Origin of the sequence: Kitasatospora sp. NPDC058444 (assembly GCF_042721415.1) — a bacterium.
Classification (GTDB): domain Bacteria; phylum Actinomycetota; class Actinomycetes; order Streptomycetales; family Streptomycetaceae; genus Kitasatospora.
Window position 1 is genome coordinate 1 of sequence record NZ_JBHXLL010000020.1, and the last position, 17,311, is coordinate 17,311.

17 protein-coding genes are annotated in these 17,311 nt (G+C 74.8%); 9 read left to right on the plus strand and 8 right to left on the minus strand.

Features of this window, described 5'->3' with window-relative positions:
• Positions 1–379: 379 nt before the first annotated feature.
• Together ACFWP2_RS21350 and ACFWP2_RS21355 are read right to left on the minus strand one after the other, a co-directional pair.
• The gene (locus ACFWP2_RS21350; RefSeq protein WP_380453636.1) at positions 380–1,219 is read right to left on the minus strand and encodes a UDP binding domain-containing protein; all 840 of its coding nucleotides are present in this window, start codon (positions 1,217–1,219) and stop codon (positions 380–382) included.
• A gap of 54 nt (positions 1,220–1,273) precedes the next feature.
• Positions 1,274–2,266, minus strand: coding sequence for a LysR family transcriptional regulator (locus ACFWP2_RS21355; protein ID WP_380453637.1), 993 nt, complete (start codon positions 2,264–2,266; stop codon positions 1,274–1,276).
• Positions 2,267–2,456: 190 nt separating this feature from the next.
• Between ACFWP2_RS21355 and ACFWP2_RS21360 the strand changes: the two genes are divergently transcribed.
• Positions 2,457–3,137, plus strand: coding sequence for a type 1 glutamine amidotransferase domain-containing protein (locus tag ACFWP2_RS21360; RefSeq protein ID WP_380453639.1), 681 nt, complete (start codon positions 2,457–2,459; stop codon positions 3,135–3,137).
• 140 nt (positions 3,138–3,277) lie between these two features.
• Here the strand turns inward: ACFWP2_RS21360 and ACFWP2_RS21365 are convergent, their stop codons facing one another.
• Entirely contained in the window at positions 3,278–4,855 is a 1,578-nt protein-coding gene (locus ACFWP2_RS21365; protein WP_380453641.1) for a carboxylesterase/lipase family protein, read from the minus strand.
• Between the two features lie 111 nt (positions 4,856–4,966).
• On the opposite strand from ACFWP2_RS21365, the gene ACFWP2_RS21370 reads away from it, so the two are divergent.
• The 6 genes from ACFWP2_RS21370 to ACFWP2_RS21395 all read left to right on the plus strand — a co-directional run bounded on the left by ACFWP2_RS21370 (position 4,967) and on the right by ACFWP2_RS21395 (position 10,796).
• Positions 4,967–5,644 (plus strand): TetR/AcrR family transcriptional regulator, encoded by a 678-nt coding sequence (locus ACFWP2_RS21370; RefSeq protein ID WP_380453643.1) that lies wholly within the window; start codon positions 4,967–4,969, stop codon positions 5,642–5,644.
• A gap of 108 nt (positions 5,645–5,752) precedes the next feature.
• Positions 5,753–6,835 (plus strand): TIGR03617 family F420-dependent LLM class oxidoreductase, encoded by a 1,083-nt coding sequence (locus ACFWP2_RS21375; RefSeq protein WP_380453645.1) that lies wholly within the window; start codon positions 5,753–5,755, stop codon positions 6,833–6,835.
• 229 nt (positions 6,836–7,064) lie between these two features.
• Complete coding sequence (locus ACFWP2_RS21380) at positions 7,065–7,487, plus strand: hypothetical protein (RefSeq protein WP_380453647.1); 423 nt, start codon at positions 7,065–7,067, stop codon at positions 7,485–7,487.
• On the plus strand, positions 7,484–9,295 hold the full coding sequence (locus ACFWP2_RS21385; RefSeq protein WP_380453649.1) for a GMC family oxidoreductase: 1,812 nt from the start codon (positions 7,484–7,486) through the stop codon (positions 9,293–9,295). The genes ACFWP2_RS21380 and ACFWP2_RS21385 overlap by 4 nt, the downstream gene beginning before the upstream one ends.
• Positions 9,292–10,134 carry a hypothetical protein gene (locus ACFWP2_RS21390; protein ID WP_380453651.1) on the plus strand — a complete coding sequence of 281 codons (843 nt, stop codon included), beginning with the start codon at positions 9,292–9,294 and terminating at the stop codon, positions 10,132–10,134. Before ACFWP2_RS21385 ends, ACFWP2_RS21390 begins: the two co-directional genes overlap by 4 nt.
• Complete coding sequence (locus ACFWP2_RS21395; RefSeq protein ID WP_380453653.1) at positions 10,131–10,796, plus strand: DUF402 domain-containing protein; 666 nt, start codon at positions 10,131–10,133, stop codon at positions 10,794–10,796. The genes ACFWP2_RS21390 and ACFWP2_RS21395 overlap by 4 nt, the downstream gene beginning before the upstream one ends.
• 151 nt (positions 10,797–10,947) lie before the next feature.
• Here ACFWP2_RS21395 and ACFWP2_RS21400 read toward each other — a convergent pair whose 3' ends face one another.
• The 5 genes from ACFWP2_RS21400 to ACFWP2_RS21420 all read right to left on the minus strand — a co-directional run bounded on the left by ACFWP2_RS21400 (position 10,948) and on the right by ACFWP2_RS21420 (position 15,276).
• Complete coding sequence (locus ACFWP2_RS21400; RefSeq protein ID WP_380453902.1) at positions 10,948–11,937, minus strand: bile acid:sodium symporter family protein; 990 nt, start codon at positions 11,935–11,937, stop codon at positions 10,948–10,950.
• Between the two features lie 197 nt (positions 11,938–12,134).
• Entirely contained in the window at positions 12,135–12,452 is a 318-nt protein-coding gene (locus ACFWP2_RS21405; protein WP_380453655.1) for a hypothetical protein, read from the minus strand.
• Positions 12,449–13,336 (minus strand): oxaloacetate decarboxylase, encoded by an 888-nt coding sequence (locus ACFWP2_RS21410; RefSeq protein WP_380453658.1) that lies wholly within the window; start codon positions 13,334–13,336, stop codon positions 12,449–12,451. Before ACFWP2_RS21410 ends, ACFWP2_RS21405 begins: the two co-directional genes overlap by 4 nt.
• A gap of 274 nt (positions 13,337–13,610) precedes the next feature.
• Positions 13,611–14,489 carry a class I SAM-dependent methyltransferase gene (locus ACFWP2_RS21415; protein WP_380453660.1) on the minus strand — a complete coding sequence of 293 codons (879 nt, stop codon included), beginning with the start codon at positions 14,487–14,489 and terminating at the stop codon, positions 13,611–13,613.
• A gap of 196 nt (positions 14,490–14,685) precedes the next feature.
• Positions 14,686–15,276 carry a PadR family transcriptional regulator gene (locus ACFWP2_RS21420; RefSeq protein WP_380453662.1) on the minus strand — a complete coding sequence of 197 codons (591 nt, stop codon included), beginning with the start codon at positions 15,274–15,276 and terminating at the stop codon, positions 14,686–14,688.
• 120 nt (positions 15,277–15,396) lie between these two features.
• Here ACFWP2_RS21420 and ACFWP2_RS21425 point away from each other — a divergent pair, with 120 nt between their 5' ends.
• Entirely contained in the window at positions 15,397–16,788 is a 1,392-nt protein-coding gene (locus ACFWP2_RS21425; protein ID WP_380453664.1) for an MATE family efflux transporter, read from the plus strand.
• A complete protein-coding gene (locus tag ACFWP2_RS21430; protein WP_380453666.1) occupies positions 16,739–17,266 on the plus strand; it encodes a DinB family protein in 528 nt (175 codons plus the stop codon). The genes ACFWP2_RS21425 and ACFWP2_RS21430 overlap by 50 nt, the downstream gene beginning before the upstream one ends.
• The last annotated feature ends 45 nt before the right edge of the window (positions 17,267–17,311 follow it).

Sequence of the window (17,311 nt, forward strand, 5' to 3'; positions counted from 1 at the left end):
GGAGCCGGTGTGGCTGGCGACGAATGCCAAGTTGCCAGACCGCGACGGCCGCCGCCAAGGCCCTCCCGCTACGATCCGCGGTCGTAGCCGGGAGGCCGGCTCCGAATCGAAGGACGCACGGCCCGCGGCGCGCCCACCCCTCCCGGCCTGCGCGAACGCCCGCCACCCCCACCGCGACGCGGGGCGGAACGGACACTGCTAGGTGCCGTCGTGCCCCGCATCCGCGTGTGAGCGCACTCACCGCCCCCACCCCGGCGACCTCACCGACCGGCCCGCCGCCACCACACCGAGTCAGCACCGACCAGCCGCCGATGAGACCGCCACCACACCCCCCGGTCGACACGGGACCGATCACCGGGGTCATGTGGTCGGTCCGGGGCTACGTGCCGGGGCGGCCGAGCTGGTGGACGCGCCAGCCCGCCGAGCGCCAGCGGTCGGGGTCGAGGGTGGTGCGGCAGTCGACCAGCAGCGGGTCGGCGGGCAGTTCCACCAGGGCGCCGGGGTCGCCCTGTCGGTACTCGGGCCACTCGGTCGCCAGGACGACCAGCTCTGCGCCGGTGAGCGCCGCGGGCAGGTCCGCGGTGTGGTCGAGTTCGGGGTTGCGGAGCAGCGCGTTGGCCGAGGCCTGCGGGTCGTGCACGGTGACCACGCCGCCGGCCCGGTGCAGCGCCATGGCCAGGGCGAGGGCGGGGGACTCGCGTACGTCGCTGGTGTCGGGCTTGAACGCCGCGCCCAGGACGGTGGCCCGGATGCCCCGGAGCAGCCGGTCACCGAGGGCTTCGGCGACGAGGTCCATGGCGACACGGGTGCGGGATTCGTTGATCTTCTCGGCGGCGAGCAGGAGTCCGGCCGCTTCGGTGGCGCCGAGCTGCCGCGCGCTGGCGGTGAACGCGCGGACGTCCTTGGGCAGGCATCCGCCGCCGTAGCCGAGGCCCGGCCGCATGCCGCCGGCGCCGATCGGGGTGCCGACGCCGATGAAGTGCAGCTCGGCGAAGGCGGCCGCTTCGGCGATGTCGGTGGTGAAGCGCAGGCGGCCGCCGCCGATGTGCTCGGCCAGCAGCTCGGGCAGGCCGGGCTCGAAGATCGGGCAGTCGCCCGCGTTGAGCCGCGCGACCTTCTCCCGGTCGACGTCCACGCCGATGACCTCGTGGCCGAGTTCGGCCATCGCCGCCGCGTGCGGGATGCCGAGGTGGCCGCAGCCGATCACGGAGACACGCATGGAGGGTCCTTGTCTGAGCGAAGGGGTGCGCCGTTACTCGACGTGTCGTGGACGCTACCCGTTGCCGAACATCGCCGGGGCCGGTTGCCCGGATGGGTGATGGCGAGGTGCGGACCCGCCGAGGGGCCGCTCGGGACAGCTCCAGGTGCGGGCCGCGGCGAGCAGGTGCTCGCGGACCAGGGCCACGTGCGGGTTGGGCGAGGCGGCCGGGCGGCGGACGAGGTAGGCGGTGTTGATCGGGGGGTCGGCCGGCTCGTGCAGCAACCGCAGCGAGCCGGAGGCGAGTTCGGCTCGGCACAGGTAGCCGGGGAGCACGCTCCAGCCCGCGCCCGCGGTCACCGCCGAGAGGACGGCCCGCAGGTCCGGCACGGTGATCGCCGCCCGGGCGTGCAGGCGGCGGCCGAAGACGTGCCGCCAGTAGCGGCGGGCGATCGGCAGGTCCTCGGCGTAACTGAGCAGCGGGACCTCGTCCAGTGCGCCGGGCAGCTCCCGGCCGGCCAGCCGTTCGGCCCAGGACGGGGCCGCGACCAGGACGAACTCCTCGTCGGCGAGCGGTTCGGCGAGCAGTGTCCGGCCGGGCGGCCGCCGGGTCGCGACCACCAGGTCGTGCTGTCCGGCCCGCAGTTCCGCGAGCAGGGGGTCTGTGAGCCCGCTGGTCACCCGCAGCTGGACGCCCTGCGCGACGAGCGGGGCGAGCTCTGCCAGCAGGACGGTGCCGAGGAACTCGGCCGGCCCGGCGAGGTGGACCGGCTCCGGTGCGCCGCCTCCGTGCCCGTCGGTGAGGCTCGCGAGCCGGTCCAGCGGCACGGCCAGGCGGGTGGCGAGGTCGTCGGCGTACGGCAGCGGGCTGACCCCGCGGGCCCGGCGTTCGAACAGCTCCCGGTCGAGGCGCAGCTCCAGCGCCCGGATCTGGGCGGTCACCGTGGACTGGGACAGGCCCAGCAGATGCGCGGCCGCGGTGAAGGAGCCCGCCCGGTGCACGGCGAGGAAGGTCCGCAGCTGGTTGAGGTCCAGTGGGCCGGAGCCGGTGGGCGGCCGATCGCTCATGGCGGCGAGCCTACGGGATTCCGATGGCGGGCCGGCGCGCTCGACGATCCGGGTGAGGTATCGGAATCCCGATGCCTCGCATCGCGTGGCCCATTGGTTCCCGCAGGTGGGGCGCGTCTAGCGTGACCGAGGTGAGCGCCGCGGCGGACCGTCGCGGCGAGGACCCGCGGCACCCCTGGAGGCACACCCCATGGCCGACATCCTGTTCGTCGTGACCGGTTCGAAGGTCTGGACGCTGAACGACGGAACCGAGCATCCGACCGGCTTCTGGGCGGAGGAGCTGGTCGTCCCGTACCGCGCCTTCACCGCGGCGGGCCACCGGGTCGCCGTCGCCACCCCGGGCGGTGTCGTCCCGGTCGCGGACCGGGCCAGCTTGACCGACCCCGAGCTGGCTGAGGAGCTGGCGAAGATCGCCGAGCTCCGGCAGCCGCTGGTGCTGGCCGAGGTCGACCTGGCCGACTACGACGTCGTGTTCTACCCCGGCGGCCACGGCCCGATGGAGGATCTGGCGGTCGACGCCGACTCCGGTCGGCTGCTCACCCGGGTGCTCGCCTCCGGGCGCCCGCTCGGCGTGGTCTGCCACGGCCCGGCCGCGCTGCTCGCCGCGCGGGGCGAGGGCGGCGGCTCGCCCTTCGCCGGGTACCGGGTGACCGGATTCACCAACGCGGAGGAGGCCCAGGCCGGACTGGCCGACCGGGCGCCGTGGCTGCTCCAGGATCGGCTGGTCGAGCTCGGCGTGGACTTCGAGGAGGGCGAGCCCTGGGCGCCGCACGCGGTGGTCGACCGCAACCTGGTGACCGGTCAGAATCCGGCCTCCTCGGGCCCGGTGGCCGCCGGGCTGCTGAAGCTGCTGGACGCGTCGGCGGCGTAGCGGCCGGGCGGCGGGGCCGGGCGGAGGGGCTCACGCGGGCGGGCGGGCGACGGTCGTACGGATCGCTCGCCCGCCCGCGTGGATGCCGGCGCGGTGCCCGACGCCCTCGCCGTCGGGCATCCCGTCCGGCCGGCCCGCCGTCAGTGGAGGTCGTAGGCGGTGAGGGGGTGCCCCGCCCAGATCCGGCGGGAGGTCTGCTCCGGGTAGCGGACGGTCTGTGAGCGGGCGTCCAGGACCCGGGTGAGCTGCCCCTCCGGATCGTAGGCGGGCCAGCCCGGGTCGCCGGTGGTGGCGAACCCCACCCAGGCCCGCCGCAGTTCCGCCGAGACCCGGACCGCCTCCGCCGGGGGCGGGTCGCCGAGGAAGTGCCGCGCCGTCGGGCTGTCGAGGCTGCCGAAGGCGAGCGGTACGTCCAGGCCGTGGCAGGCCCCGAAGACGCCGCCGAGGGCGGGGGCGGGCAGGGCGAGTTCGAAGAGGTGCGAGGTGCCGCCGGCGGCCGCGTTGGCCTCGGCCAGCCGGAGCGAGGGCACCCGGAACAGGGCGTCGGAGTCGACGACTTCGAGGAGTTCGGAGGGCGTCGCCCCCGGGAAGGCGGCCCGGTAGGCGTCCGGGCCGCCCGGCGGCGGGGCGAACAGCTCCAGCGCGAGCCGGGCCTCCTCCGCGGTGAAGTCGCCGTGCCGGCCGCTGAGGACGCCGAACAGCCGGAACTCGTCCCGGGTGTGACCGACCAGCAGGTCGACGCCGTCGGTGAGCGCCGACCAGGGCGAGCTCGGCAGCACCGCGCCGTCGACCACCGGGACGGTGGCGATGCCGCACAGCGCCAGCCGGCCCCATCGCGCGAGGTGCTGCGGCAGTGCGGCGCCGAGCTCGGTGACGGCCGAGGCCAGGCGCCAGGGGTGCACCTCGGCCAGCGCCGCGGCGGTGGGAGCCGTGCCGAGCAGCTTCGCGAGCTCGGCGGTGACCTCGGCGGCCAGGGCGGGGGTGCAGTGGGTGCCCGGCACGGAGTGGGCGACGGCCCGCCGGAACAGGCCTCGGGCCCGGTCCATCGTCAGCAGGGCGGCGACCGCTCCGGCGCCGGCGGACTGCCCGGCGACGGTGACCTGGGCCGGGTCGCCGCCGAACCGGGCGATGTTGCGCCGGACCCAGTGCAGGGCGGCGATCTGGTCGAGGAGGGCCCGGTTGGCGGGGGCGCCCTCCAGCAGCGCGAAACCCTCGGCGCCGACGCGGTAGTTGACGCTCACCACGACCAGCCCGGCGGTGGCCAGGGCGGTCGGGTCGTACAGCGGGTCGCCGGAGGTCCCGGACATGAACCCGCCGCCGTGGAGCCAGACCAGGACCGGCAGCCCGGCCGCGCCCGGATCGGGCGTGCAGACGTTGAGCGTCAGCCAGTCGGTGTCCTCGGACGCCGTGGGCGCTTCGGCGGGCATCGGCCCGGACTGCGGGACGACGGGGCCGAAGGCGGTGGCCTCGCGGACGCCGTCCCAGGGCTCGGGCTCGACGGGGGCGGCGAAGCGGAGAGCGCCGACCGGCGGCCGGGCGTAGCGGATGCCGCGGAAGGCCGCGAGTTCCCGGCCGCCTGGCTGCCCCTGCTGCCGTTCCCAGGGCCGTTCCCGCTGCTCTTCCCGCTGCTGTTCCGGCCGCTGTTCCGGCCCGCGCCGCGATTCCCAGCGGCCGCGGACGAGTCCCTCGGTGGTGCGGATGATCGGCTGCTCCGGCATGGGGGCGCTCCTCCCTCGGAAGGCTTCCCACGTTATAGGTCAGCTGTATTATGTCAAGCGTATGGGAAAAGACTCCGCCCAGCGCGGAGCGAGTCCGAGGAGCCGCCGCCGATGCCGAAACAGGTCGACCACCGGGAACGCCGGGAGACGATCGCCCGCGCGCTGTGGCGGGTCGTGGAGCAGCGCGGGGCCACGCACCTGACGATGCGCGAGGTCGCCCAGGAGGCCGGCATCTCGCTCGGACAGCTCCAGCACTACTTCGGCTCCCGGGCGCAGATGCTCGCCTTCGCGATGGACTTCGCCGGCGAGCAGAGCGCGCTGCGGGTCGGCGTGGCGCTGGGAGCGCTCGGGGCGCGGCCGCATCCGCGCGACGTGCTGCGGGTGATGCTGGTCGAGCTGCTGCCCCTGCACGCCGACGCGCGGGCGACCAGCCGGATGAGCGCCGCCTACGTGCTGGAGGCGCTGCACGACGAGGAGGTCCATGCACGGGCGCGCGGCGGCCTGCTCCAGGGACGGGCCATGGTCGAGCGGGTGGTCCGGCAGGCGATCGCCGACGGGCACCTGGCGGCCGAACGCGACCCGGCGGTGGAGACGGACCTGCTGCTCGCGCTCACCGGGTTCACCACCCTGCTGGAACTGGGCGTGGTCGAGCCCGCCGCCGTGCTCACGGCCGTGGACTGGCACCTGGGCCGGCTGTTCGCGGCATCGGGAGACGCGGGCGGGACCGGGGAGGACGGGTGTGCGGGCGGGACCGGGGCCGGGCGTGCGGACGGGGGCGTCGGCGGGTGAGCGGGTGAGCAGGAGGACGGGTGGGAGAGCGGCGGCCCGTCCGGGGCGCGCGCCGAGGCGTGGCAGGCTACCCGGGTAGCACCGCCGCCCGCGACCAGGAGCACCGTCATGGACCGACCCGCCGCCCTCCGACCCGCCGCCCTCCGGCTCGACGCCACCGCCTCCGGGCACCCGGCGGGCATCCTGGACGCCGCCGAGCGGGCCGAACGCCGGGGCATGGACCGGCTGGTGGTCGCCGAGACCGCGTACGACCCGTTCCTCCAGCTCGCCCGCGCGGCCGACCGGACCGAGTCGATCGAGCTGGCCACCGGCATCGCGGTGGCCTTCGCCCGGACCCCGATGACGCTCGCCTACCAGGCCTGGGGGCTGCACGCGGCCTCCGGCGGACGCGCCGTCATCGGGCTGGGCTCGCAGGTCAAGCCGCACATCGAGAAGCGCTTCGGGATGCCCTGGGACCGTCCGGCCGCCCGGATGCGCGAGTACGTGCACGCGGTGCGGGCGATCTGGCACAGCTGGCAGACCGGTGAACGGCTGCGCTTCCGGGGTGAGTTCTACACCCACACGGTGATGACGCCGGTGTTCTCGCCGGACCCGGTCCCGTCCGGGGTGCCGCGCATCCTGCTGGCGGGCGTCGGGCCGCTGATGACCCGGACCGCCGGGGCGGTGGCCGACGGCTTCCTGAGCCACCCGTTCTCCTCCACCGCCTACCTGGCCGAGCAGGTGCTGCCGGGCCTGACCGAGGAGCGGACGCGGGCCGAGGCGGAGCTCGCCGCGTGGACGGAGCGGCCGTTCGAGGTCGTCGGCAGCGTGCTCACCGCCACCGGCCGCACCGAGGAGGAGCTGGCGGCCAACCGGGCCGCCACCCGGGAGCGGCTCGCGTTCTACGCCTCCACGCCGGCCTACCGTCCGGTGCTGGCGCAGCACGGCTGGGAGGGGCTCCAGGAGGAGCTGCACACCCACTCGGTGCGCGGGCGCTGGGCGGAGATGGCCGCGCTGATCGACGACGAGGTCTTCGACACCTTCGCGGTCTGCGGTCCGGTCGAGGAGGTCGCCCGGGAGATCCACCGCCGGTACGCGGGCCTGGTCACCCGGCTGTCCGTCAGCCTGCCCGAGGACGCCGACCCGGAGCTGGGCCTGGACGTCCTGGCGGCCGTGCGGGCGCTGGGCCGACCGGAAGCGGACGCCGGGTGATCATGGCGGGCTACTGACCGGACAAGGTGCGAAGAAGTCCGGGCAGATTCGTGCAACGCGTTTCCGGTGGTGACGACCGGCGGCAGGATCGCGGTGGCAGGCGGGACCGTTCGGCACGGCCGGACGCCCCCGACCTGCCGCGTCACGGGGCCTGTCGCGCCGTACGGTCCGTTGCGCCGTACGGCCTGTCATGCCTCGGCCACCCGTTGCCGATCGTGGGGGTGCCCGCGTGTCCGTGTCCGACGACCGTCCGGCCGACTACGACCTGGCGGAGCGCTGGGACCCCGTCGTGAACGAGTACGTCGACGCCCTCGCCGACCTGGACGAGTTCCTGCGCGTCTGCGCCGAGCTGACCGGCTTCGACGTCCCCGAACTGCGCTCCACCGGCATGGCGGACGAGCACCACCGCACCACGCTGGCCCACCGGGTGCGCGATGAGCACGCCCTGGTCCACCTCTGGTACGTGGGCGCCTGGCCCGGCGAGGCACCCTCGTCCGCCCGGGCCCACGACCGGGGACTGGTCTGGCGGACCTTCCACGCCGTCCCGCCCGGCTCCGCGGCCCCCGGACACGGCAGCTGGGCCGAGGCCCCGCGAGGCGCGGTCGCACCGGACAACGGTGTCGCACCGGACAACGGCGGTGAGGACCGGTGAGCGCCCGCTGGGACGCCGTCGTGGTCGGCGCGGGCTTCGCCGGAACCCTGATCGCCCACCGCCTCGGTGCGCAGGGCTGGCGGGTCCTCGTCCTGGAGGCCGGCCGGGCCGCGCCCACCGGCGCCGAGGTCGCCGCCGCCCACCGCGCGGCCGGCGGCGGGCCGCCCACCTCGCCCTACCCGCACAGCCCCGAGGCCCCGTCACCCGACGTCACCGACCTCGTCGGAAACCCGGACGGCGGCTTCACCGCCACCGGCCACCTCCGCCAGCACGGGCCGCTGCCCTACGCCAGCGGCTACCTGCGCGCCAACGGCGGCACCGGACTGCTCTGGACCGGGCTCACCCCGCGCATGCACCCCGAGGACTTCCGCACCGGCGACCTCGGCCACGGCCGCAACTGGCCGATCGGCTACCACGACCTGGAACCCCACTACCGCGAGGCCGAACGGGAACTCGGTGTCGCCGCCGACGCCGAGGAGCAGCGCAGCGCCGTCGGGCTGCCCATCCCGGACGGCTACGACTTCCCGATGCGGGCCGTACCGGCGAGCCACCTCGACCGGCAGCTGGCCCGCGCCCTCGACGGCCGGACCGTCCGCGACCCCGCCGTGCCGCACCCCGCCCGGCTCGCCGTCACCACCACCCCGCACGCCCGCAACGGAGTGCCGACCAGGCCCGGCTCCGCCGACAGGCCGCTCTGCGCGGGCAGCGCCAGCTGTGTCCCCGCCTGCCCGAGCGGCGCCAAGTACACCCCGCTGCGCACCCAGGCCCGCTGGGCGGCCGGGGTCGAACTGCGCACGGAGGCCGTCGTCAGCCGGGTGCTGGCCGACCCGGAGACCGGGCGGGCCGCGGCAGTCGAGTACCTCGCCGGTGGTACGGCCCACCGGGTGGAGGCGGACCTGGTCGTCCTCGCCGCGCACGCGATCGAGAACGCCCGGCTGCTGCTCCTGTCCGGGCTCGCCAACCGCAGCGACCAGGTCGGCCGGAACCTGATGGACCACCCGGCCCTGCTCACCTGGGGGCTGATGCCCAGCCCGGTCGGCCCCTACCGCGGGCCCGGGTCCACCAGCGGCCTGGAGGCGTTCCGCTTCGGCCCCGGGCGGGAGCGCCGGGCGCCGTTCCGGATCGAGATCGGCAACTGGGGCTGGTCCTGGGCGGGCGGCGCGCCGGAGGCCGAGGCCGCGGCGCTGCTCGCGGCGGGCCTGCGCGGCAAGGAACTCCGCGACCGGCTCGGTGACCGGCTGGGCCGCCAGTTCTCGCTCCAGTTCGAGCTGGAGCAGCCCGCCGACCCGGCCAACCGGGTGACCCTCGACCGGGACCGGCGCGACCCGCTCGGCCTGCCCGGCCCGGCCATCCGCTACGACCTCGCGGAGTACGTCCGTGAGGGGATGGCCTCCGCCCGGGCCGTCTCCGAGCAGCTGTTCGCCCTGCTCGGCGCCGAGGACCACACCGCCTACCCGGCGGCCGGCTGGCCGGGACGGCTCGAACACCGGGGAACCGTCCACGGCTACCGCGGCGCCGGCCATGCCGGCGGCACCCACGTCATGGGCGACTCGCCCGCGAACTCGGTGGTCGACCACTGGCAGCGCTGCTGGGACCACCCCAACCTGTACGCCGTCGGCTGCGGCTCGATGCCCTCCCTCGGCACCTCCAACCCCTCGCTCACCATGGCCGCCCTGGCGCTGCGCAGCGCCGAGCGGATGCACCGCGACCTGTCGGCGCTGCACCGCCCGGCGGCGGTGACGCCCCCCGCGGACTCCCACGCACCCGTACCGCCACCGCCGTCTCCCCCTTCCTCGGAGCCCTCATGACCGGCCTGCCGCTGCCGCCCGTACCCGAGCCCTACCACCTGCCCTTCCACTACGGTGCGCTGCACAACATCGGCGTCGACTACCTCGTCGACCGGGCACGGGCGCGCGAACTGCTCGCCAAGCGCCACCCCGGGCTGAACGTCGCCGCCTTCGACGGCGGGGCCTGCGTCTCGCTCAACTACCAGCTCTACTTCGCCCAGTATCCGAACGGCGGCGGCATCACCCAGGAGCTGGAGATCAACCTGATCGCCCATCCGCTCTTCGCCGAGGAGCGGATCCCGGTGGTCAACTACGGCCAGTACGCCAGGGGGTACGACCAGACCAAGCTGCTCGGCATCGCCCGGCTGCACGTCCTCTGCGACAACCCGCTCGCCATCGACGCCGGGCGCCGGCTGTACGCGGAGCCCAAGCACCCGGGCTGGTTCGAGACCACCCTGCCCTCCCTCAACGCGCCCGACGTGCGCGAACGCTGGTCGGTGTCCTGCCGCCGGGCCACCCTCGGGCAGGACGGACTGAGCCGCCACGACGAGGAACTCCTGGCCCTGGACGTGAACCTGGTCGGCCTCACCCCCGAGTCCGTCAACAACACGCCGATCACCGGCTACGGCACCGACGACGAGGGCAAGCTGCTGGCCGGGCCGCTCAACGTCTACCAGCCCTACCGCTACTACGCCCTGGACGACCGCACCGCCGACCGTGTCCGGCTCGACCTCGGCAACCCCGCCGAGGAGTCCGCCCGCGACCTCGCCCACCTGATCGCCGACGCCCCGGCGGCCGGGGTCTGGACCTACCAGTCCCCGCCGGTCGCCGCCCACAACCGGGCCTACTACATCCGATGACGGCCGCGCCCTTCGCACCGGGCGGCACCGCCGTGCGGCGGGACGTCGCCTACGGCAGGGTCTGGTCGGCGATGCCGTACACCGTGCTCGCGGACGACGGCGCGACCCTGACCCTCACCGCCCGGCCGGGGACGGAGACCCTGGCCCCGGCCGGCTGGACGGCAGCGGCGCGGGCCGGAGGCGACGCCGCGCGCCTGGGCTGCATCGAGGACCTCGCGGCCGGCCGGTGGGAACTCGACCGCTGGACGTGGCGCGACACCGTGGTGCTCAGCCGCTTCACCGCCGGAGCGCCGTTCAGCGTGCACCGCTTCCTGACCCCCGACGGCCGGCCACTGCGCTGGTACGTCAACTTCGAGCGCCCGTACCGCCGGACGGCCATCGGCATCGACACCTTCGACCTCTTCCTGGACCTGGTGATCACCCCCGATCTGTCGGCGTACGAGTGGAAGGACGAGGACGAGTACGCCCATGCCCGGCGCCTCGGCGTCGTCGACGAGGCCACCCACCGGTGGATGGGCCGGGCGCGGGACCTCGCCCTCGCCCAACTCCTGGACTGCACTGGCCCGTTCGCCCCCGACCCGGCGGCCTGGGAGCTGCCGCCCACCGGCCCGCTGCCCGCCCTCCCGGCCACCACCCTCAGCACGCCCGCCGAGGAGGGCTGACACGGGCTGAGGGCGGCGGCCGGTCGGCTGGCGGAGGGCGACCGCCCGTTCGCGGCGGTACTGGAACTGGCCCGTCGGCCGGAGCTGCCGGCCGAGCGGCTGCACCGGCTCGGCCGGCAGCCCGGGGCCTCGGCCAGGCTGCGTCGGGGGATCAACCGGGCGCTGGCGGAGCGCCCGGACCGGTGAGCCCGGCCGGGACCGGGCCGGGTGCGGTGGCGACCGTGGAGGCCCGCGACCAGCGTCCGGCGAGGACCGTGCCGACGATCAGCTGGAGCTGGTGGTAGAGCATCAGCGGCAGCACCAGCAGGCCGGCTTGCGCGCCGAACAGGACGGTGGCCATCGGCAGGCCGTTGGCCAGGCTCTTCTGCGAACCGCAGAGCACCGCCGCGATGGTGGCCGGCCGGTCGAGCCCCAGCAGCCGCGCGCCGAGCCCGGTGACCGCCAGGGCGGCGGCGAGCAGGGCGAGCAGCACCGCGAGCAGCCCCGCCAGGGCGAGGGGGGTGGCCAGGCCCCAGATGCCCTGGGCGACCGCCGCACTGAACGCCGTGTAGACGACCAGCAGGATCGAGCCGCGATCCACCGGGGTGAGCACCCTCTTGTGCCGGGACAGCGGACCGCCGAGCCACGGTCGCAGCAACTGCCCGAGCAGGAACGGTGCGAGCAGTTGCAGCCCGATCCGCAGCAGCCCGTCGGCGGACAGCGCGGTGTGCGATCCCAGCAGCCAGGCCGCCAGCAGCGGCGTGAGCACCAGCCCCGCCAGGCTGGAGTAGGTGCCCGCGCAGATCGCCGCCGGGACGTTGCCCCCGGCGGCGCCCGTGAGCGCCACCGAGGACTGCACCGTGGAGGGCGCCAGGCAGAGGAACAGCACCCCGGTGTGCAGCTGCCCGGTCAGTGGGGCGGGCGTGAGCAGTGCCGTGGCCACGCCGAGCAGCGGGAAGAGGACGAAGGTGGCGGCCAGCACCAGCCCGTGCAGCCGTACGTGGCGCAGCCCGGCCAGCGTCTCGCGGGTGGAGAGCCTGGCGCCGTAGAGGAAGAACAGCAGCGCCACCGCGAGGTCGCAGGCCACTTCGGCGACCCGCGCCGAGGGGCCGGAGGCCGGGAACAGCGCGGCCAGCCCGACCGTCCCGGCCAGCGCCGCCATGTACGGGTCCAGCCAGCGGGGCAGCAGCCTGCGGGAGCGGGGACCGGGAGCGCGTCGAGCCTGCGCCCGGTCCTCTGGCGACTGCACCCCGCGCGTCTCTTCCCCGCCTGCTGGTTTCCCGCCCGCCGGTCCCCCGTCTGCCGGTTCCCCGCGCGCCCGGAGCCCTGGTGGCTGCTCCGGGCGCGCCAGGCGGTCGGTCACGGGCCGCCTTCCGCTTCCGGGTGGACCGAGGGCCTGGACGAGGAACCGGGCCCGAGCAGTCCGCCGACCAGCGAGCCGGCACCGTCGTGGTCACTGCCCGCCGAACCGCTGCCGTTCTGGAGGTTGGCCGTCCGGTCGACCTCCAGCCAGGAGTCTGCGTGCGAGTTGTCCACGACCGTGATCAGCGCGCCGCCGGCCGCCGCGGGCGATGCGGCTCCCGCGAGCAGGGCGCACGCTCCGGCCAGCCCCAGCGCGGTGGCCCGTAGGGCGGTGGCCGGAGCGTGCGGGGCGGCCCTGCGCGGCCCGGTGCTCATGCCGTCACCGCCAGCAGCCCGCCCGACCGCGAGATGTTCCGCTCCAGCAGTTCGGTGGATTCCCGCACCCCGACCTGCTCGCGGCCCCCGGCCGGGGCCGGCAGCCGCCCGTCGGCGTTCTTCAGCCCGGCCAGCGCCTCGTCCATCGCCCGGTGCGCGGCGAACAGGCACGGGGTGCTGTAGATGGCCACGTCCACCCCCAGCTCCGACAGCTCCGAGAGCGACAGCCGGGGCGACTTGCCGCCCGCGATCTGGTTGAACAGCAGGGGCTTGTCGCCGACCTCGCGGCGGATCCGGCGGATCCACTCCTCGCTGCGCACACCGTCCACCAGCACCACGTCGGCGTCGGTGGCGGCGAGCGCCCGGGCCCGGCGCAGGATGTCCTCCTCCTCGGTGGCGTCGGTGCGGGCGACCACCACCAGGTCCGTCCGGTTGGCGAGGACGAGCTCCAGCTTCTCCAGGTACTCCTCCAGCGGCAGCACCAGCTTGCCGTCCGCGTGCCCGCAGCGGCGCGGCCGCTTCTGGTCCTCCAGGATCACGCCCGACGCACCGATCCGTTCGAGCCTGCGCACGACGTGGCAGGCCACCTCCGGGTCGACGTACCCGTCGTCGATGTCGACCAGCAGGTGGTGTCGGGGGAAGGCCCCGCGCAGCCGCTCGACGAAGGCCACCATGTCGGGCCAGGCGATGAAACCGATGTCGGGCAGGCCGTAGTAGGAGGCCGCGAAGCCGAAGCCGGAGACGAACATGCCGTCGTAGTGCTCGGCCGCGATGGAGGCCGAGTACATGTCGAAGACGCCGATCAGCGGCGTCGTCCCCTGGCTCGCGATCTCCGCGCGAAGCCGCTGCCCGGGGGTGTCCGATGCCGTGTTTCCGTAGTACAAGGCCTACTCCTCGCTAGCGATGACTTTGCCTGAACTTGGTGTCCATCAGACCGAACTGAGGTGTCATCACTATGTGCCCTTTAATGTTCCGTGGGCAAATCTTTAAGCGAGATTCCCTCGTTGGAGTGAATGCGCGAGGATGATAGGAATTCTGAAAATATGGTGATCGACTAAATGGGCTGACATCCCGGCACGGGGAAGGGCGGCCGGGGCCGCGACGGCGGTGCGGGGACGGCGTCGGGGCCCGCCCGGTGGGGCGGGCCCCGACGAGGTTTCAGGCGCTCGGGACCGGGGGGACGGCGCGGCGTTCGCGCAGCGTCCGGAGCATCCGGCGGGTGGCCTTGGTCGCGACCGGGGGCAGCAGCTCCAGGGCGAGCCGGCGCGGGGTGGAGCGTTGCACCGGGGCCTTGACCTGGTAGTTGAGGCGCAGCACGTGGTCGCCGGCGATGGTGTCCTCGTCGACGGTGTACCCCTCGGCCCGCCAGTCGCGCTCCTTCAGGACCGCCCGGGCGGCCGCCGCGTCGCCCCAGGTGCCGTAGAACTTCATCGGGGTGAGCAGGACCGGCCGCAGTCCGCCGGTGAAGACCGCCTCCCAGACCGCGGCGGAGACGCCCGGGGTGTGCTCGGAGCGGTAGTCGTCCAGGGCGACCAGGCCGTCCTCGGTGAGCGCGGCGCGGGCCACGGCGATGTCGCCGGCGACGTGCTCGTAGAGGTGGGAGGCGTCGACGTGGACGAAGCGGCAGCTGTCCGCCCGGATGCGGCCGTCGGCCAGCACGGAGGTCGGGGCCTGCACTATCTCGGGCAGCTCGCCGTGGAAGGCGAGGTAGTTGGCCTCGAAGGCGCTGCGGGTGAGGGTCTTGCGGTAGGACATGTTCATCTCGGCGGCGTTCTCGGTGTCGCCCGCCTCGGAGTCGAACAGGTCGCAGACGGTCAGCCGCTCGCCCGGCCGCAGGTGGTCGCCGAGCAGGACGGCGCTGCGGCCGAGGTAGCTGCCGAGCTCCAGGATGTCGCCGGTGACGCCGGCCGCGCTCTGGGAGGACAGCAGGTGGCTGAAGGCGGCCCGGTCGAGGCTGAAGAACCAGCCGGGAATGTCGTCCCGCCTCAGGGGCGCGGAGTGGGCCGCGGCCTCGACCGCGGTCTCGGAACTGGGCACGGCGGCCTCCAGGGGGATGGCGGGGCGCGGTGGCGGATCACGCCGCGGAGGGGGACACCGAGGACGTGAGGCGGATCATCATAGCGACGAGGGGGCCGGGGAGAGCCAGAGGTGGAACGGCCCGAATTCGCTTCTTCGCTCTGCTGTTCGGCGGGGGCGTGCGTCTTCGCATGCGCCCTGAATTCGTCTGATCGGCCTAGCGTTCCGCGGGTCGCGGATCCGTCGCACTGCTGGGGTCATCCGAGGGCTCCGGCGCGGCCGCCCGGTCCAGCTCCGCGATGGTCTCGGACAGCCAGTCCCGCTCGGCCGCCGTGGAGGCCCGGGCGACGAGCAGCATCCCGCGCCGGAAGGGGTTCGGCTCGCGCTCGGCGGTCACCGGCTGGCCGGTTCCGTCGTAGAAGAAGCTGCTCGGCGCGTCCAGGAAACCCAGCCGGCGGCGGAGCACGGCGGCCTGTCGGGTGGGGTCGGCGAGGTGGTGCAGGAAGGCGGTGACGGTGAAGAAGCGGATCTGGTCGGTGATCTCGGCCTGCTCCGGGTCGGCCAGCCGGCGCAGCAGTTCGGCCCGCCCCGGTGCCGTCAGCTCCAGCGTCTGCCGCGGTGCGGCGCCGCTGCCCGGTTCGGTGCGGCGGTGCAGCAGTCCGGCCTTCTCCAGCCGGGCGATGGCGGGGTAGAGCGCGCCGTCGCTCACCGGCCGGACATGACCGGTCAGTCCGGTGATCCGGGACTTGAGCTCGTAGCCGTGCAGCGGCTGGTCGTACAGGAAACCGAGGATCGCGAGCGTCAACACGGCTGGAGCCCTTCGGTCGGAGTGCGCCCTGTGAAGCCGCCATGTTACCTCTTGTCGATGTGCCTCGAAACGATGTATCTCTATTCGAGGCAATCAGGGAACACCGGAGAGGGAGGGGTCATGCGCAGTCAGTCGCGCCGGCTCACGGCATTGGCGGCACCCGTCTACGCGGAGCTGCTGTCCGGGGTGGTCGCCTCGGTGATCGGCGCGCTCTGGGTGGCCGGTCTCGGCGGGTCCGCGGTGGCCGCCGTCACCCTGGCCGGCACCGTCGAGAACCTGCTGCTCGGACTGGTCCTGGTGGTCGCCTCCGGCACCAGCGTCCGGCTCTCCCACGCCTTCGGCGCGGGCGACCACGCCGAGGCCGCCCGCACCACCCGCGCGGCCTGGCGGCTCTGCGCCGCCGTCAGTGCGGCGCTCGCCGTGCCCGGCTTCCTGTTGCGGGACCGGCTGGCAGGCGCCTTCCTGGACGGCGAAGCCGCCGCCCAGGCCGCCGGGTACCTCACCGTCGCGTTCCCGGCCTTCGCACTCTTCGTCGGCCAGCGCGTCGCCGACGAACTGTTCAAGGGCGCCGGCGACACCCGCACCCCGATGCGGATCGCCCTGCTCTCCAACGCGCTGCTGCTCGTCCTCGATCCGCTGCTCATCCTCGGCCCCGGGCCGCTGCCCGCCCTCGGCGTGCCGGGCGCGGCCCTGGCCCTGGCCCTCTCCCGGGCGATCGCCCTCGCGGTCACCCTGCGCCTGCGGCGGCCGCACGCCGCCGGCGGCACCGATGGCACCGGCGGCACCGGCGGAACCGATGGCGTGGGCGCGGCGGCGCTGCGGATCCTGCGCGCGGGCGCACCGTTCGGCCTGGACTTCACCGCCCGGATGGCCGTCGGGACCGCCCAACTCGCCCTGGTCGCGGGCTTCGGCGTCGCGGCGGTGGCCGGCTACGGCCTCGGCTACCGCGTACTGCTCGTCGTCACCATGGCCTTCTACGCGCTGCGCCAGGCCGCCGCGATCGAGGCCGCCCGGCTGACCGGCGCGGGGGAGGGTGCCGCGCTGCGCACCCTCCACCGCGCCACCGGACGCCTCGCCGCACTGCTCGGTGCGGTGGCGGCGGTGCTGTCCGCCACGCTCGCGGTACCGCTGGCCGCGCTCTTCACCGAGGACCGGGCGGTGGCCGCGCAGTCCGTCGGCTTCCTGCGCTCGGCGGCGCTCTACCTGCTGCCGTACGCGCTGGTGGTGGCACTCGGCGGAGTGCACCAGGCGGCGGGCGCCGGTCGTCCGCTGGTGGTCTCCGTCCTGCTCGGTCTCGGGGCCCAACTCGCGGCCTCGGCGGCCCTGTCCGGGCCGCTGGGGGTGTCGGGGGTGTGGCTCGGACCGGCGGTGGGCGCGGGGGTGCAGCTCGCGCTGCTCGCCGCACTGACCCGGTCGCGTCGGTCGCGCGGCGCCGTCGGTGGCGTGTGCCAGAGTGGGGGCCATGGCACTCACCCCGGACGGGCGGCCGATCCCGCCCCCGCACGCCGCTGAACGCGCCATGCTGGAGACCTGGTTGGACTTCCAGCGGGCCACGCTCGCCCGGAAGGTCGACGGGCTCGACGACCGGCAGGTGCGGCTGGCGTCCGTTCCGCCGTCCTCGATGACCCTGCTGGGCCTGGTGCAGCACCTCGCCGAGGTCGAACGCAACTGGCACCAGCGGGTGTTCGCCGGTCGGGACGTCCCGCCGGTGTACGGTGCGGACAACGCCGGCGGCTACGGGCTGGACCCGGCGCACGGGATGCCCGAGGCGCTGGCGACGTGGCAGACGGAGATCGACCGGGGCCGGGACCTGACGGCGGACAAGTCGCTGGACGCGGCCGGCCCGCTCTCCCCGCAGGACGCCGCGGCGCTCGGGTCGGACAGCGTCTCGCTGCGCTGGATCCTGGTGCACCTGATCGAGGAGTACGCCCGCCACAACGGCCATGCCGACCTGCTCCGGGAGCGCATCGACGGCGTCACCGGGGTGTGAACCGGGGGCGCACCGGGGCATGACTGCGAGGGGCGTCGCTCGCGG